Annotated in this window: 12 protein-coding genes; 9 read left to right on the top strand and 3 right to left on the bottom strand. The window is 38.1% G+C overall.

Annotated features, from left to right (window positions below):
• Positions 1-16: 16 nt before the first annotated feature.
• Positions 17-751, top strand: coding sequence for a helix-turn-helix domain-containing protein (locus tag OQX64_RS03325; RefSeq protein WP_265817623.1), 735 nt, complete (start codon positions 17-19; stop codon positions 749-751).
• A 61-nt stretch (positions 752-812) separates the two neighbouring features.
• On the top strand, positions 813-1,205 hold the full coding sequence (locus OQX64_RS03320; RefSeq protein WP_265817622.1) for a VOC family protein: 393 nt from the start codon (positions 813-815) through the stop codon (positions 1,203-1,205).
• Between the two features lie 283 nt (positions 1,206-1,488).
• On the opposite strand, the gene OQX64_RS03315 is transcribed toward OQX64_RS03320, so the two are convergent.
• The 3 genes from OQX64_RS03315 to OQX64_RS03305 all read right to left on the bottom strand — a co-directional run bounded on the left by OQX64_RS03315 (position 1,489) and on the right by OQX64_RS03305 (position 5,715).
• Complete coding sequence (locus tag OQX64_RS03315; RefSeq protein WP_265817621.1) at positions 1,489-2,904, bottom strand: glycoside hydrolase family 28 protein; 1,416 nt, start codon at positions 2,902-2,904, stop codon at positions 1,489-1,491.
• A gap of 47 nt (positions 2,905-2,951) precedes the next feature.
• Complete coding sequence (locus tag OQX64_RS03310) at positions 2,952-4,580, bottom strand: sodium/sugar symporter (RefSeq protein ID WP_265817620.1); 1,629 nt, start codon at positions 4,578-4,580, stop codon at positions 2,952-2,954.
• Positions 4,581-4,707: 127 nt separating this feature from the next.
• Positions 4,708-5,715, bottom strand: coding sequence for a LacI family DNA-binding transcriptional regulator (locus OQX64_RS03305; protein ID WP_265817619.1), 1,008 nt, complete (start codon positions 5,713-5,715; stop codon positions 4,708-4,710).
• 399 nt (positions 5,716-6,114) lie between these two features.
• Between OQX64_RS03305 and OQX64_RS03300 the strand changes: the two genes are divergently transcribed.
• The 7 genes from OQX64_RS03300 (at position 6,115) to OQX64_RS03270 (ending at position 18,570) form a co-directional block, all read left to right on the top strand.
• Complete coding sequence (locus OQX64_RS03300; protein ID WP_265817618.1) at positions 6,115-7,002, top strand: inositol oxygenase family protein; 888 nt, start codon at positions 6,115-6,117, stop codon at positions 7,000-7,002.
• 70 nt (positions 7,003-7,072) lie between these two features.
• Positions 7,073-10,105, top strand: a complete 3,033-nt coding sequence (locus tag OQX64_RS03295; protein WP_265817617.1) for a SusC/RagA family TonB-linked outer membrane protein — start codon at positions 7,073-7,075, stop codon at positions 10,103-10,105.
• A 12-nt stretch (positions 10,106-10,117) separates the two neighbouring features.
• Positions 10,118-11,716: a RagB/SusD family nutrient uptake outer membrane protein gene (locus OQX64_RS03290; RefSeq protein WP_265817616.1), complete on the top strand. Its 1,599-nt coding sequence runs from the start codon at positions 10,118-10,120 to the stop codon at positions 11,714-11,716.
• A gap of 97 nt (positions 11,717-11,813) precedes the next feature.
• A complete protein-coding gene (locus tag OQX64_RS03285) occupies positions 11,814-12,794 on the top strand; it encodes a purple acid phosphatase family protein (protein ID WP_265817615.1) in 981 nt (326 codons plus the stop codon).
• Between the two features lie 3 nt (positions 12,795-12,797).
• Positions 12,798-14,024, top strand: coding sequence for an acyltransferase family protein (locus OQX64_RS03280; RefSeq protein ID WP_265817614.1), 1,227 nt, complete (start codon positions 12,798-12,800; stop codon positions 14,022-14,024).
• A gap of 1 nt (position 14,025) precedes the next feature.
• Positions 14,026-16,236, top strand: coding sequence for an alpha-N-acetylglucosaminidase (locus OQX64_RS03275; protein ID WP_265817613.1), 2,211 nt, complete (start codon positions 14,026-14,028; stop codon positions 16,234-16,236).
• Positions 16,237-16,290: 54 nt separating this feature from the next.
• Complete coding sequence (locus OQX64_RS03270) at positions 16,291-18,570, top strand: GH92 family glycosyl hydrolase (RefSeq protein WP_265817612.1); 2,280 nt, start codon at positions 16,291-16,293, stop codon at positions 18,568-18,570.
• Positions 18,571-18,597: the final 27 nt, after the last annotated feature.

The following is an 18,597-nucleotide window of genomic DNA, read 5'->3' as shown; positions in this document are numbered from 1 at the left end:
CAGGAATTTTATTTCATTGGCATATTTAGAAATACAGCCCCACCCGGCATTGCAACCTTATATCGATGCCTATTGGATCTCTGAAATTACAGAATGTACACTTAACCAAACCAAAATTCTTCCTGATGGCTGCGTGGACATCATTTTTAATATTGAAGATGAATACCGAACCGAAGCAGGCCGTATATTAATGAAAAGTGAAGCCATTTACCTTATAGGCACCATGATGCGCTTCAAAGAATACAAAACGATAGGTAAAGCCAAACTATTAGGTATCCGTTTTAAACCCGGAGCGTTTTCTTATTTTTTTAACCTTTCTTCATTACACGAATTTACAGATCAAAGCATTGAACTTAAAAATATTGCACTTCCTGTAATTCATCGCATCGACGAATATACAACTGCATATCTTGATCAATTTCTTCTTCATAAATTATCTCCACCTAAATATTCAATTATCCACATCATTAAAGATATACAGAATCAAAATGGCCAATCAAGAGTAGCTGATATTGCTAAGAAACACTTTACTACACCAAGGCAATTGGAAAGACACTTTAAAAATTCAGTTGGCGTAAGTCCAAAAGACTTTATCAGGCTGGTGCGCTACCAGTTTGTCAGCTCGAAAATTAAAAACAATACTTCAGGCAAGTGTTTAGCCGAACTCGCATTCGAATCTGGTTACTACGATCATGCGCATCTTACAAAAGAAATCAAAAGATTTACCGGATCGGTTCCTTCACAACTATAGATTTTGTCGCTTTTTTACAAAGTGAAATACTGGCCACGCCGTATATTTGATAAAAATAACTATGGTAAAATTTAGCTACACAATACTTTACGTTAAAAACGTATCCGAATCGATTGAGTTTTATGAAAAAGCATTCGGTTTTAAAAGAAAATTGATTACCCCCGAAAATAATTATGGCGAATTATTAAGTGGTGATACTATTATTTCATTTGCTGATGTGCAACTCGCCAGTTCAAACCTTTCGAATGGCTTTAACTTAAGTAAAAGAAATCAAAAACCATTTGGCATAGAACTGGGTTTCACAACGGAAAATGTAGAAATTGTTTTTAATCAGGCAGTGAAAATGGGCGCAACTCCACTGGAAAAAATAAAAATAAAACCCTGGGGGCAAGCAGTAGCTTATGTTCAGGATATTAATGGATTTCTGATTGAAATCTGTTCTCCTATGTCATAATAATTAGCTACCTAATAAATAACTGATTAAGACTGACAAAAGCTGGCTCATTTAATGCTATGGATAAACTAGCTTTTTTAATAAGGAGGGGTGAACCACTACCCCTCCACTATTAATCAACTAATTAACCTAATAAACTCATCAAAAATAAAGATCACAATTGGTTATTCCAAACAAATGCAACAAAATTGCTTTAAAAAATAAAAGCTGAGTTTTGGATGGTCTTAATGATTAAATTATGCAAATACCAGATAATCAGAGATAGGAAAAACTTCAAATCTGTTTATTGAGCAGCTGTATTTTCCTGAAAGTTTGATAAAACAATCCTTTTTACGTTTTTCTGCGCCAATGCTTTTCCAGCGTAAGATGGTTTGTTTGGTCCCCAAATAACTTCACTGTTATTCACACTGATGTTTCCGGTATTTTCAAAGTAAAAGCCAGCAATTGCACTTTTCACCAAACCTTCCACATTACTTGGCCGGCGGTCATAAATACCACCTGTTTCTTTCGTGGTTTTATTTATCTTCACACTCACCTGGTCGAAATGAATATTGGACACTTTATCCTGACTTTCAGCACTGATGTAAACGCCGCTTTCTCCTGTACAACGGATATTGCTGAAATAAATATTACTTACCGCTCCAACATTTCCTTTGGTTTGTCCCTTAGGTAAACGCCAGCCCGCATCTTTGTTATTGGTAGTTGCTCTCGGGTAAGCAGTAATATAAATGGGTTCAGATTTCCCCCACCAAACATCTGTAAAAAGCCTTGATTCAATAATTAAGTTTGAAAAAATAACGTCACTTACCGTTCCTTCATCTCTGTTTTGAATACCCACACCCCGATTACTGTTTACAATGTTGCAGTTATTGATCAGAACCTTACTGATCCGATCCATATTCTCTGAGCCAATTTTAATGGCACAAGAACTGGAAGTCATGGTGCAGTTACTGATTACAATATTTTCACAAGCACCATATTCCTCAAACTCACGCCTGTTTTTAAGACAAATGCAATCATCACCTGATTCGATGTGACAATTTGTGATTCTTACATTTTTACTATGATCTAAGTCTATTCCATCGCTATTTCTGATTTTGATGCTGTTCAATAAGGTAATATTAGAGATCGAAACATCATTACAACCAATGAGGTGAACGGTCCAGTAGGCTGAATTTTGAAAGGTAACGCCATCAATATTTAGCTTTTTACAATCAGTAAGCGTGAGCAGATGTGGCCTCGGGTCTACGATTTCAAAAGGCTTTAATACATAGGAGTCTTCAATTTCTGTTCCCATAAAGGATATACCATTACCATCCAAAATTCCGGTCCCGGTAATACTCACTTGTTGTAGTTTTTCGCCTCCTATCCAAATGGTTCCTTCTCCTTTATTTTCTCTGAATGCACTTTTGGTATATAATTTCTCATCCGGACTGGCAAGAATTTTTGCTCCACCTTCAATTTTTAAATCCACAAAAGATTTTAGATCGAAGGGGCCAGCAAGGAAAACATGACCGGCGGGAACCAATACCTGACCACCACCAGCAGCAGAACAGGCATCTATAGCTTTTTGAATGGCTTTGGCATCATTCGTTTTGCCATCGCCGATAGCACCATAATTTTTGATATTAAACTTTTGTTGGGCAGTGGCATGGAAGGAAATCAGCAGCGAAAAAATAATCAGGATCTTAAATTTCATTTTAGTTAAAGTTGGTTCATTTTTAAAGATTATCATTATGAGAAAGACTACCAGAACACGGTATAAAGTGCAGCCAAAATACCACAAATAATTACCGCAGCAACTGTAAAAGCAGGTGTTACTTTGAACATGCTGCGATCAATCTCAAGACCCTGTGGATTGTCTTTACTTTTGGGATCAGTTAAGGTTACCAGTACCATCAGTATCATAATAATGACAAATACCCATGACATTCTGTTCAGAAATGGAATCGGAGCGATCCATCCATCAGTTAATATGGGTAAAAATTTAAATAGCATTGACAATGGAATGGTGACAAGTGCTGCTGATAATGCGGCACGTGAAGTGGTTTTTTTCCAAAAAAAGCCAAATAGAAAAATCGCAAAGATGCCTGGAGAAATAAACCCTACGTACTCCTGAATAAACTGATAAACCTGATCAAAACTACGTAATGCCGGTGCCACAACTATTGCAATTAAGGAAGCCACCACAACCGACCACCGTCCGATGGCAACCAATCTTCTCTCAGAAGCATCTGGTTTAATAAATTTTTTATAGATATCAAGCGTAAAGATAGTCGCTATACTATTTGATTTTCCGGCAAGTGAAGCTACAATAGCGGCCGTTAACGCCGCGAAAGCCAGACCTTTTATACCCACCGGCAATAAATTCATCAATACAGGGTAAGCATGGTCTGGCTTGACAATGCCACTCGCATCAAGCATTTCCTGTTGAAAATAGCCGCGCTGATAGAGTACAAAAGCAGCAATACCTGGAATAACCACAATTACAGGAATCAGAAGTTTTAAGAATGCGGCAAAAATTAATCCACTCCGGCCTGTTTTTAAATCTGCACCCAATGCCCGTTGTACAATATATTGGTTGCATCCCCAGTAGTTCAGGTTATTGATCCAAAGTCCACCAACTAATACTGCAATGCCTGGCAATTCATGATAAAACTTATCTCCTTTAGAAAAAATCATGTGAAAGTGATCTGAAGCTTCTGATCGCAAAAGCGGAAGTGCACCCAGCACCGTTTGCGTATCCAGTTTTTCAGCAACGAGTTTCAATGCCATGTAACAGGTAATCAATCCGCCAGCCACTAAAACAATCACCTGTATCACATCTGTGTATCCTATCACCTTCATTCCGCCAAGGGTGATGATGGCAGAAAAAATCGCCAGAAATATGATGCAGGTACTAAAAGGGATTCCGGTAATGGTTTCAATGGCAATTGCACCTAGAAAAAAGATAGATGTTAGATTAACAAATACATAAACCAAAAGCCAGAAAACAGCCATTAGCGTACTTACGGTATTGTTATAGCGCTGAGACAGAAACTGCGGCATGGTATAAATCTTGTTCTTCAGGTATATGGGCAGAAAAAATACCGCTACAATAATCAATGTTGCTGCAGCCATCCATTCATAACTGGCTATAGCCAGCCCCATAGCAAAACCAGAACCAGACATCCCGATAAAATGTTCAGCCGAAATATTGGAAGCGATAATGGAAGCACCGATTGCCCACCAGGTTAATGAACCTTCTGCCAAAAAATAATCTTTCGTATCTGTCTGCTTCTTTTTCTTACTTCTGTAAACCCAATAACCGTAGGCCGATACGATAATAAAGTATATAAAAAATACGGCACAATCAAGTGCAGAGAGGTGATTCATATTAGATCCTTATATATTTGGTTTTTTCTAAAAATCAGAAAAAAATTGAATGTTAACTGCCGAATGCTTTTATTTAATTACTTAAACGTTTTCGGTTAAGCGATGATAAATTTTACTATTCAGGTATTCAGCAACTGGTAGATTCCCTTTTAATCAATGTTGATTTAAGGATAATATCCTGGTTATCACCATGGCCTTTTTTATTTAAAATTTTAAACAAACAAGTGGCAGCTTCACGCCCAATCTCAAAAGCGGGTTGTGTAATCGTTGTCAATGCGGGGTTGAGCAAGTGCGCCGTAGCCTGGTTAGAAAAACTGATAATTTTAATATCTTCCGGAATCCGGAACCGGAGTGCCTTACATGCCGTGTAGGCAGGAATGACAAACTCTTCTATTGATGAAAAAAGGGCATCTGGCTGATGCAGACTTAATAATGCGCTGATCTGATGCAGATTTTGTTCCTCATCATTTACATATTTAATAATCAAATTCGTATCCACCGTTAATCCCTTGGCTTCAAGGGCATCTTTGAAACCTGAAAACCTGGCTTTACCGGCAGGCAAATTTTCTAAACCATACAGATAAGCTATTTTTTTACAACCGCACTCAATTAAATGAACGGTTGCGTCGAATGAAATTTCATAATCATCAGTGGTCACATTGTAGGCATCAAGATTTTTATAAACCCGGTCAAAAAAAACCAAAGGTACTTTCTTAACCAGGTTTTTGTAGTAATCGCCATTGTATTCGCTGCTCGATACTGATGTTAAAATCCCATCTACCCTCCCATTCAGCAAACTATTAATGAAAGACATTTCCATTTCAATGTCTTCGTGGGTTTGATAAATCAGTACATGATGGCCATATTTTCTGACAATTTCTTCAATCCCCTTGATGGCGCGCGAAAAGAAATTATTCGCCACAAACGGAATAATTACGGCAATGGTTTTAGTTTTATTACTTCTTAAATTACTGGCTGCAGGATTTGGCGTATAGTTGAGCTGCTTGGCCAGATCCCAAACCCTGTTTTTTGTTTTTAAACTGATTTCGTAGCTATCATTAAGTGCCTTTGAAACAGTTGCAATAGAAATATTGAGTTCCTGTGCCAATCGCTTAATATTAACCTCTCCAGACATTCTTTATTATTTATGTTTTGTTTGATTTATTATTCAGATAGTTCCAAAGTCCATTCTTGAAGTGCCGAATATGAAATGAACTTATCAGGGATAACCGGCTGAATTTCATAAAAATACTAATTCCCTTAACCTTATCTGATTTCAATTACGAAAATATAAAATAATTGTCATAATAATACTTCAACCAAAACAGGAAAGACATTATTAAAACTCACTGACTATAAGCAAACTAATCATGAATTCAACAATATTTATCTAACAATTAATTTCTCCACTAGTAGGTTTAATCTGATTTTACGTAATCGTTTAAGTAAATAAAAACCCTTGATCATGAAAATTTAAGCATTCAAAAACTCAATTTTATACCATAAAAAATTTAACCAAATCATTTCTAATCTTATGGGAAACGAAAATATAGTTTCGAAGGATGATCACAATCCTTTAAAAAACCTTGATCAATGGGAAGAAGATTTATTAGTCCGTTATCCTGATCCAACCAGCATTAATGCAGATAAAAAGGAAGATCAGTTCAGAAATTATGAAGAAACTGAAAAAGATGGTGTAAAAGAATTTTACCGGTTGAACCATACTTACCAAACCTATGATTTTGTGCAGCAGAAAAAAGCTGATTATTTGAAGTTTGATAAAGAAGAAATGCCCATCTGGAGTGCTTTTGATTTCTTAAATAAACTCGTTGATGATTCTGATCCGGATACAGATTTAGATCAGATGCAGCATCTTTTACAAACTTCTGAAGCCATACGCAATGATGGGCACCCGGACTGGATGGTTTTAGTGGGATTGATCCACGATATGGGAAAAGTACTTTGCTTATATGGTGAACCACAGTGGGCAGTGGTTGGAGATACCTTTCCGGTGGGCTGTGCCTATTCAGATAAAATTGTTTATTCAGAATTTTTCAGTGCAAATCCGGATTTTAACAATCCCGTTTATCAAACCAAACTGGGTGTATATACCCAAAACTGTGGTTTGGATCAGGTGCATATGTCGTGGGGCCATGATGAATATGTATATCACATGATGAAACCATACCTTCCGGAACAGGGATTATATATGCTTCGTTACCACTCCTTTTATGCGCAGCACCGCGAAAATGCCTATGATCATCTGATGAATGAAAAAGACCATGAGCTATTTAAATGGGTAAGGTTATTTAATCCATATGATTTGTATTCCAAAAACCCGAACCAAAAAAGCTGGGAAGAGTTAAAGCCATATTATCAGGCATTAGTGGCAAAATACCTGCCTGCTACCATTAAATTTTAAGTAAAAAACAATATATACAAATAAAACAAACCATTTATGAACTTAATTTTACCCTACCATGCGCATTAAAATGATCAGCTTAAAACGTAGTAGCATATTTTTGTTGCTATTTTTCATTGGGCAGTCTTTTAATATTGCATATGCTCAATCAGAGCGAAAAATCTCTGGAAATTTATTAGACAACACTAACCAACCGATTATTGGCGCTTCAGTTTCCGTAAAAGGAACGGAAAAAGTTACCTCTACAGGAGCCGGCGGTTCATTTAGCATTTCTGCTAAAACCGGTGATAAAATCCTTTTTAGTTTTTTAGGTTACCAAACAAAAGAACTTACCGTAGGTGCACCCTCAACCTATCAGGTAATGATTACCGAATCAACCGCTTCATTAACTGATGTGGTGGTAGTAGGTTATGGTAAAAGTTCAAGAAAAGCATTAACCAGCTCTATCTCTACGGTTAAAGGTGATGATTTAAATAAAGGTGCAATTAGTGATATTGGCCAGATGTTACAAGGTAAAGTACCGGGATTAAACATTACCAGAAGTGGAGATCCAAGTCAAAATGCAGCAATCATTATGCGTGGTGCATCAACCCTTCGTGAAGGTGCGCAATCGCCATTATTTGTTATTGACGGCGTAGTTGGTGCAGATATTTCTATTCTTGCGCCAGATGATATTGCTTCAATCGATGTACTGAAAGATGCTGCCGCTGCCGCTATTTATGGTAACAGGGCTGCAAATGGTGTAATTATGGTCACCACCAAAAGAGGTGTTGCAGGTGCAACACAAATTACTTACAATGGGTACTTTGGTATTGAAAACGTATCTAATCGATATGACATGATGAATGCTGATCAATTGAAGGCATTTCTGGCAAAGAACAATTCTGCCCTTACCCCAGCAAATGATAAAGGTGCCAATACCAATTGGCAAAATGAGGTACAAAGAAGCGATGCTTTATCATATAACCATAACATCTCTTTAAGTGGAGGTACCGAAAAGACTACTTACAATGCCAGTTTAAATTATTTTAAACAAGATGGAATTATTAAAACTAGTGATTTAAATAGATTTATCGGCCGCATCGGAATTGAACAAAAAGCATTAAATGATAAGTTAAAAATTGGATTGAACATTAGCAATTCTATAACCAACGCTAATCTGGTTCCGTATCGCAATACGGTACTTTCGCAAATGCTTACCTACCTGCCAACATCGCCGGTAAAGAATGCAGATGGGTCTTATTTCGATAACTTAATCCAGACCAGTTATTACAATCCGGTTTCTATGCTTGAAAACGGTAGAGAGAACCTGAAGAATAAAAATATCTTAGGGAATTTAACTGTTAACTTAAAATTACCATTCGGCTTCTCTTACGATGTTTCAGCATCATACCAGAATAGCCAAAACGTTTACGGTGCATTTTATAATAGCATTTATACTTCCAGGTATAACAATGTTAGAAATACGCCAGAGCCACCTGCAACTCCATCCTTTGTAACCTTGGTGGGTAAAGATGGTTTGGCAGTAAGAAATGCCTATCAAAACACCAATAAAATTATAGAAACGTATTTAACCTGGAATAAAAAATTCGGCGATCACGATATTAATGCCGTGGTAGGTTATTCCTATCAGCAATCGTTAAATAATGATGGTTTTCAGGCTACCTCTACAAATTTTCCAATTAACCAGGTTAGTTATAATAATTTAAGTTTGGGGAACCCGTATGCGGTAACTGATTTTAGAGTCGATTTTAATCCAAATGTAACGTATCAGGAAATTTTGATGATTTCTGATTTTGCAAGGGTAAATTATAATTATAAAAACAAATACCTCATTCAGGGATCGATCAGAAGAGATGGGTCTAATGTATTCGGAATAAATGAAACTTGGGGCTATTATCCCTCTGTTGGTGCAGCATGGAACATTGATCAGGAAAATTTCTTTAAAAACGTAGGCGTTATCAAAACCCTTAAATTGAGAGGTAGTTATGGTATTGCCGGTAACTCGCTTGGTTTTGCCCCGTTGACTACTAAACTCATTTATGGACAGGTAGGACAATTTTATTATAACGGTTCGCCAAGAGAAGGTGCCTATGGTGCAATCCAAAATGAAAACCCTGATTTAAGATGGGAAAGAACCGCTACAACCAATCTTGGCTTAGATTTCGGACTATTTAATGGCAGATTAACCGGATCAGTAGACGTGTATGATAAAAAAACAACAGACCTGATTTTGACATTTCCTGTAGATAATAACTTGTATCCAGGGCCACTTTATACTGCCAATGTGGGTAAACTGAGTAATAAAGGGATTGAAGTGGTTTTAAACGGTACACCAGTAAGCACTGATAACTTCAGCTGGACTACCGGATTTAATCTGGCACATAATCAAAATAAAATCATCACCTTATCTGATGATAGTAGATTCAATATCGAAGATCGGCTTACCGTTTCTCCTGACGGCGCAGGACAAAGTGGTGCTACCTTGCAAATACTTAAGCCAGGCCAACCAATCGGAACTTTTTTCACTTATAAATATGCAGGTAAAAATGCCAATGGTGTTTCACAGTATTATGATGCTGCAGGAAACATAAAAACACAGAACCTGCTTAATAAAACAGACTATTATATTCTTGGAAATGCACAACCGAAAGCTTTATTGGGTTGGTCAAACAATATCAGATATAAGAATTTTGATTTAAGTGTATTTATGAGAGCGGCATTAGGCGTTAAAATTATGAACGTTACACGTGCTGATTTATTCAGACCGAGCACTGCCCAATTCACCAATATTCCTGTAGAGGTTGAAAATGAGTCAACAGCTGATTTCAACTCTTATAAATATTCAAGCAGATTTATCGAAAACGGAAGCTACCTGCGTCTGGATAATGCTACACTAGGTTACACTTTTAAGAAGGGAGTTATTCCTGGTGTAAATTCTATCCGTTTGTATACTACAGCGAATAACTTGTTTGTAATTACGGGCTATAAAGGCATCGACCCGGAGATCAACCAGGGCGGTACTGCTCCAGGGGTAGATACCAATAACTTTTATCCTAAAACCAGAACATTTTTATTCGGGTTAAACGTATCATTTAATTAAAAAATACAAAAGATGAAAAATCTTATTAAATACATAGCAGGTACAGCTTTATCTCTAAGCCTGTTAACATCTTGCCATAAACTGGATTTGAAAGTGGAAACACAGCTAACGCCTGAAACATTTCCTCAAACAGACCAACACTTTATACAGCTAACCGGTCAGGTATATGTACAGCTTCGCCAAAACTGGAGTACCGATTATTTCTTTATGCAGTCCTTAAGTACTGATGAAGCGATTATGCCGGCCAGGGGCGGTAACTGGTACGATGGTGGCGTATTTGAAAACCATCATAAGCATACCTGGAATAAGGATAACGGCCATGTGAATAGTGGCTGGTCGTGGCTTTCCGCAACCATCAGTAAAGCAAATCAAAGCTTGTTCTTACTGAAAGACGCGCCTGAATCTCAGGGAAAAACAGCAGCAGTAGCAGAAGTTAGGGCTACCAGAGCCCTGGCATTTTTCATGATGATGGATTTATGGGGCAATATTCCTGTTGTAACCACTTTCGGGCAAACAACGCCGCCTGAAACCAAATCTCGCCTGGAAGTTTTCAACTTTATTGAAACAGAACTCAAAGAAGTATTGCCTAATTTAAGTAATGTTGTTGGAGCTGCTACCTATGGCCGCCCGAATAAATATACAGCCTATGCTATTCTGGCCAAAATGTACCTGAATGCAGAAGTTTATATTAATACACCAAAATACAATGAAGCGGTAGCCATGTGCGATGCCATTATTGGTGCTTCAGGTTCTCCTTATAGTTTAGAAAGCGATTTTAAAAAGATGTTCTTTATTGATAATGGGCCGCAAATCAAAGAATTTATATTCGCAATCCCTTTCGATCCGGGTTTTAGTAATGGTACCATGATTTTTTCGCGTTACTCCATGCCTCGTTCCTTACAGAAAAAATACAGCTTAAAATTTACGCCAAGTGCACCAATGAGTACCTTGCCTGAATATTATGCTAATTTCAATGATCCTAATGATAAAAGAAATGGACAATGGATAAAGGGATTGCAGACTTATTATGATGGCTCACCGGTAACAGTACCTACCACAAAAAAAGGATATGACCAATTTTATGCAGGTTCTGATGGTTCAGTTGCACTTACCTATCAGGTGAATATCACACCTGATGTTACCCTAAGAGATGCATCAAGACCTTTTGATGCAGGAAATGATGAAATTGCCTGGAATATGGGATACAGAAATAATAAATTTTACTGTGACAGCACCTCATCCAGCAGAAACCAGAATAATGATGTACCGGTTTTCAGATATTCTGATATTTTGCTAATGAAAGCTGAAGCGATACTTCGAGGTGCATCACCTACATTAGGTCAGACTGCACTGTCTTTGGTTAATCAACTAAGAGCGGTTCGTACCACCTCACCAGCCTGGACATCAGTAACGCTGGAAGATTTATATAAAGAACGCTGCAGAGAAATGTCGTGGGAATGCTGGCACCGGAACGATATGATTCGCTTTGGGAAATATGAAGACAAATGGGGCTTTAAAACCGATGCACAAACCTTCCATCGTTTGATGCCCATTCCAGCATCAGCTATGATCTTAAACCCTAAACTGAAACAAAATCCTGGTTACAACTAAATTTAATTTTTGATAAAAGAACTTTCTCTGAAAACTATTTAGAGAAAGTTCTTCTTCATTACAGCTTATCTCAGAAAAATTACCCAAATTCATCTCTATGATTAAACGATTACTTTTCTTTTTCCCACTATTTGCCCCTGCCTTATTACAGGCACAGGTTTTAACAAAATCTCCCGCAGAAATCAATATCACAACCAAATCATTAATTAAAGAACCTGCTGCCTTAAACTTTATTGCCATGGGCGATTGGGGTCGTAATGGCGCCGATCATCAAAAACAGGTTGCTAAACAGATGGGTATGACCGCGGCTGATGTAAAAGCACAGTTTATCATCTCTACAGGTGATAATTTCTATCCCAGTGGTGTGATTAGTCCGCAGGATCCATCTTTTAAGTATTCATTTGAGGATATTTATACTGATTTTTCATTACAGTGGGACTGGTATGTAATTTTAGGTAATCATGATTATAAATCTAATCCGGACGCACAGGTAGCTTATTCAAAAATCAGCCGGAGATGGAAAATGCCCGCCCGTTACTTTGCCAAAAAATTCCCAATTAATGGCGACCTCAACAGCCAGGTTTTAGTTGCATTTATAGATACCAATCCCCTTATTCCGGAATTTTATAAAAACGCTGAGTATGGTCCTAATGTAAAAGGTCAGGATACCACTGCTCAAAAACGCTGGCTGGCTAAAACCCTGGAAGATAAAGATCCTTCTATTAAATGGAAAATAGTGGTTGGCCATCACCCCATGTATACCGGTGGTAGCAGGACAGATGGATATGACACCAAAGCCATCAGAAGTTCGCTTAAACCGATGTTGGATCGTTATGGCGTAGATGTTTATCTTACCGGTCATGAACATAGCTTGCAATACCTCAAACCAGAAGGCAAAACACATCACTTTATATCTGGTGCAGCATCTGAAAAAACTCCGGTAAAACTAATTCCAGATGCACAAATGGTGGCTTCAGAATATGGCTTCATGTTATTTTCAGTTACCAATAACCAATTACGGGTACAAGTAATTAACGATGAAGGTTATATCATCTACAATACCCTCATCAAAAAATAATAAATGGACACTTTACCAATCACCACACCAGTATTACCTGCTCAGAAAAGCAAACGGTTAATTTCACTGGATGCATTAAGGGGTTTTGACATGTTCTGGATTGTAAGTGGCGAAGGCATTTTTCATGGATTGGCAAACGGTGTAAAAGAAAAATACGGATTGGTGCAAAACCCTAAAGATTGGACCATCGCTACAAATGAGCACCTGTCTATGTTGGAGCGGATCTTGATTAATATCAGCAATCAGTTACACCATTCACCCTGGAATGGCTTTACCTTTTATGACCTTATTTTCCCGCTTTTTATTTTTATCTCGGGGGTATCCATGCCATTCTCTTATCAGAAATATTTTGACCAGAAGAAAGCAGGAAATCATTCATCAAAAGCCATCTACAAAGCTTTAATAAAGCGAACACTGATCTTAATTTTATTGGGTATCATTGTAAATGGCTTATTTAAATGGAATGGATATGAAAATACCAGGTTTGCCAGTGTACTGGCCAGAATTGGCCTATCAACATTTTTTGCAGCATTAATTTACCTCAATTTTTCACTACCTAAGCAAATCATCTGGTTTTTTTCTATTCTTATAGCCTACTATTTGATTATGGTTTACGTGCCTGTACCGCATTTTGGCGGTGGCATTTTAACCCCAGAAGGTAATCTCTCCGCCTATATAGACAGGTTATTATTACCGGGTAAATTGCACCGGGTGGTTTATGATCCTGAAGGTTTGCTCAGTACCATCCCTGCAATCTGTTCTGCAATGATGGGTATTTTTGTTGGTACTTTTATCAAGTCTGCCTCTCCTCTTTTAAATACCTCCAAAAAGCTGGCAGGTTTATTTATTGCCGGTACTTTATGCTTAATTGCTGGCTTAGTCTGGGGATTATTCTTCCCTGTCAACAAAACCATGTGGACCAGTTCTTTTGTCCTTTTTGCAGGCGGTTGGAGTATTTTACTTTTCACCATCTTCTATTACATCATTGATGTAAAGTCACTAAAAAAATGGAGTATGCCTTTTGTTTGGATAGGTACCAATTCCATTCTCATTTATATCTCTGCACATGGCCTTTTCAATTTTGAATCTACATCACAATTTCTTTTCGGAGGACTCATCAGCGATATACCAATGGCCTGGCAACAAGCGGGCTTATGGACAGGTGTTTTGCTTGTACAATTATTACTGTTAAAATTTCTTTACGATAAAAAGTGGTTCCTAAAAATCTAACATGAAATTAAAATTTATATTCGCTGCCTTACTTTTCATTCTGACTTCCCGCCAAGGTTGGTCGCAAAATGATGTTGAATCTGCTAAGCACTTAATTCAACGGGTACTACCTAAATTACAAAATTCCTTTATTACTGAAAGTATAGCTGCTAAGAACGGAATGGATGTTTTCGAAATAGAAAGCAGAAATAAGAAGATTATTTTAAGGGGAAGCAGTGGTGTAGCCCTGGCTTCTGCCTTTTATTATTACCTCACCGAATATGCGCATTGCCAAATTACCTGGAATGGCACCAATATGAATATGCCTAAAACGCTTCCGATGGTTGCAAAAAAAGTAAGAAAAGAAACACCTTACGAATATCGGTATTATTTGAACTACTGCACTTTTAATTACAGTATGAGCTGGTGGGATTGGGAAAGATGGGAAAAAGAAATCGACTGGATGGCCTTACATGGCATTAATATGCCATTGGCGATTACGGGTGAGGAATACACCTGGTATTTACTTTACAAAGAAATGGGATTTTCCGATGAAGAACTTAAAGGCTTTTTCACCGGGCCAGCTTATTTTTCGTGGTTTTGGATGGGTAATATAGATGGCTGGGGCGGTCCGCTTCCGGTATCATGGATGAAGAGCCACTTCGAATTGCAAAAGAAAATTTTAAACAGAGAACGTTCATTGGGAATGAAACCTGTATTACCGGCATTTACCGGTCATGTACCAGCGGCTTTTAAAAATAAGTTCCCTAATGCTAAACTAAAGGCTACCAACTGGACCAATGGATTTGCTGACACGTACATTCTGGATTCAGAAGATCCGATGTTTGCGATGATTGGAAAAAAATTCCTGCAAAAACAAACAGAAATGTTAGGTACCGATCACCTCTACTCTGCAGATACTTTCAATGAAAATGAGCCACCATCTGCCGAACCTGAATTTTTGAGTAAGTTAAGCGCCAGAATATATGACGGCATGTCGGCAGCAGATCCGAAAGCTGTTTGGGTAATGCAGGGATGGCTTTTTTACAGTGATAGAAAATTTTGGAAAGAGGCACAAACAGAAGCACTCTTAAAAGCTGTTCCAAATGACAAGATGATTCTGCTTGATCTGGCAACAGAAATAGAACCGGTTTGGAAACGCACAGCAGGGTTTTATGGCAAGCCCTGGATCTGGAATATGCTCCATAATTTTGGTGGAAACACTAACCTGTTTGGTAGAATGGATGTAGTGGCCACGGCTCCGGCCCAGGCCCTAAATGATCCAAAGAGTGGGAAGATGAAGGGAATTGGCCTAACGATGGAAGGCATTGAGCAAAACCCTGTTCTGTATGAACTGATGATGGAAAATACCTGGCAATCCACTCCTATTGATTTAAATACCTGGTTACCAAAATTCGTGTTCAATAGATACGGAAACAAAAACCCCAATGCCTTAAAAGCCTGGGGAATTTTAAGAAAAACAGTATATACCGTTCCTGAAAATAAATACATCAGGGATGGTGCGGAATCCATTATCCAGGCCAGGCCGACTTTTGATTCACTTACGCGCTGGGCCAAAACAACACTCAATTATAATGAGCGTGATTTATTACCAGCATGGGATGAGTTTGTAAAAGCAGCACCAACATGTAAACAAAGCGATGGTTTTCAATATGATATTGTGGATATAACCCGCCAGGTAATGGCCAATTATGCACTTTCAGTTCAAAGAAAAGTGGTTGATGCCTACCTGAACAAAGACCTTAAAAAGTTTAATGCGGAAAGCCAAAACTTTCTTCAGCTTATTACAGATATGGATAAACTACTCGCCACCAGAAAGGATTTCCTGCTTGGACCATGGGTAAGCGAAGCCAGAAAATGGGGTACGAATCCGGAAGAAAAGGCACGGTATGAATTCAACGCTAAAGACTTGATCACGCTTTGGGGCGATAAGAAAAGTCCGCTTAATGAATACGCCTGCAGGCAATGGAGCGGATTATTAAATGATTTCTATAAACCACGATGGGAACTTTTCTTTAACCGTGCAGTAAAATCATTAAATGAAAAAACAACTATAGACCTTAAAAAATTTAACGAAGAGGTAAGTGACTGGGAATGGAAATGGGTAAACCAAAGAAAAGATTATTCCGTTCAACCTATCGGTAACCCGGTAAATACTTCAATTGAAATGTACCAGAAATACCGTAAGTTAATGGCTATAGCACATCAATAACCTCATTTTCCTTTGTAATTTAACCCATTAAAAAAAGATACCGTATTGAATACCATGATAAAAAAACATCGCACTAAATACGGTATCAATATCCTTTTAATAGTTTTCTTACAGGTTATCTTGTTGAGCTATTTCTCTTATAGCCAAACGCCATCTCTTGTAAAGTATGTACAACCATTTTCAGGTACTTCAGCCAGTACCACATTGGCCAGTCAACATATCGAAGATAAAACGGAAAGGTTAGCGAATACCATACCCGCGGTTGCTCCTCCATTCGCCATGACCCAGTGGACGCCGCAAACACAGCTTACAGAAACGAAATGCCTTGCACCCTATTATTATAACAACAGGAAAATTTATGGATTCAGGGCTACACACTGGATTAGTGGTTCCTGTACACAAGATTATGGAAGTTTCACGATCATGCCCACCTCAGGCCGACTAAAAACCAGGTGGAATGAGGTGGCTGATAATTACAGCCATCAAAATGAAGTGGCTAGGCCTGATTATTACAGCATTATTTTGCCAAAACATCAGCTTAAAACCGAAATTACAGCTACCCTTCGCAGTGGCGTAATGAGGATTACCGCACTAAAAACTGACAGTGTTTATATTTTAATCAGCCCGAACAGTGATCAACATAAAGGATTTATTAAAATTGATCAGAAAAAAGGTGAAATCTCAGGTTATAATCCGGTGCACCGGATTTATCAGGGTTGGGGACAACCCACCGGCTTCAGTGGATATTTCTTTATTCAGATTAAAAGGACATTCACAGTAAGTGGCACCTATACTGAAGGAGCGGTTTCAAATCAGCCATCCATCGGCAATAAAAAAGATATTGGCGTATTCGCCGGGTTTAAACTTCAAAAGGGCGAAGAACTCGTAATTTACTCAGGAACCTCATTTACCGGCATTGCAGCGGCAAAGGCAAACCTCCAAAAAGAAATCAATTCTGCTGGTTTTGAAGCGGTAAGAAAAAACACCAAAGCAGTTTGGGAAAAATCTTTAGCGCAAGTTAAAATCAATGACAGCAATGAAAAAAAGAAGAGAATCTTTTATACGGCTTTGTATCATGCCCAGCAACATCCAAGGCTTTTTAATGATGTTGATGGCACCTATCCCCGCTTTGCAGGCAACTATCAGACAGAACAGCTAAATAAAGGCAGCTATTACGATGACTTTTCCATGTGGGATATTTACCGGGCACAATTACCGCTGGTTGAATTGCTCCATCCCAGACTGGCCAATTCTTTTGTCAATTCATTAATATTGAAGGGAAGTCAAGGCGGATGGCTTCCTATTTTCCCCTGCTGGAATAGCTATACTGCCGCCATGATCGGCGATCATAGCACGGCCTTTATTGCTTCGGCTTATCAAAAAGGGATCAGGGATTATGATGTAAAAGAAGCCTACCGTTTAATGCGGCAAAATGCTTTTGAAATGCCGGATTCTGCAGATTACCTGAATGGTAAAGGCCGACGCGGTATCAACAGCTATCTAAAATATGGCTACATTCCAATGGAAGACAGTATTCCTCATGCTTTTCACAAAAAGGAGCAGGTGAGCAGAACACTAGAATATGCTTATGATGATTATGCACTTGCCACAATAGCGAAAGACTTAGGAAAGGTAAATGATTATAATTTACTGGCCAAAAGGTCATTAAACTATCAAAATATTTTTGATAATAAGGTTGGAATGGTGAGAGGTAAATACAGCGATGGCAATTGGTACAAACCCTATCTTCCCGATCACCGTGAACCTTATATTACAGAAGGAACACCCAGGCAATACACCTTTTATGTACCTCATGATATGCCCGGATTAATCTCGCTGATGGGTGGCAAAAAAAGTTTAGAAAACGAACTGGATTCTATTTTTTTAAAGAAAGAATACTGGCACGGAAATGAACCCGGACATCAGATTCCGTTTTTATATAACTATACCTCTAATCCCTGGAAAACACAGAAACAGGTGTCCAGAATTTTGGATGAAGAATATGATGAAGGTGCAGGCGGTTTAAGTGGAAATGATGATGCAGGACAAATGTCAGCATGGTATGTATTTGCATCATTGGGATTTTACCCTGTGGATCCGGTTTCCGGGATGTATCAAATCACCAGTCCTTCTTTTAATCAAATGATCATTTCCTTCGATACAGGTAAAAAATTAAATATTAAAACGGTAAGATCAACCCAAAATGCCATTTACATTTCGAAGATTATGTTAAATGGAAAAATCCTGCGTAAAAATGAGATCACGCATCAACAATTAGTAAGTGGAGGTCTCCTGACTTTTTACCTCCGGGAAAAGCCAACATTGTCGAAATAACGGATCAGTATTATTTATGGAATCAGG

Source organism: Pedobacter sp. GR22-10 (assembly GCF_026239715.1).
In the GTDB taxonomy this organism is placed as follows: Bacteria; Bacteroidota; Bacteroidia; order Sphingobacteriales; family Sphingobacteriaceae; genus Pedobacter.
Note: the sequence above shows the minus strand (reverse complement) of the source record. Positions and strands in the feature narration are given on the sequence as shown.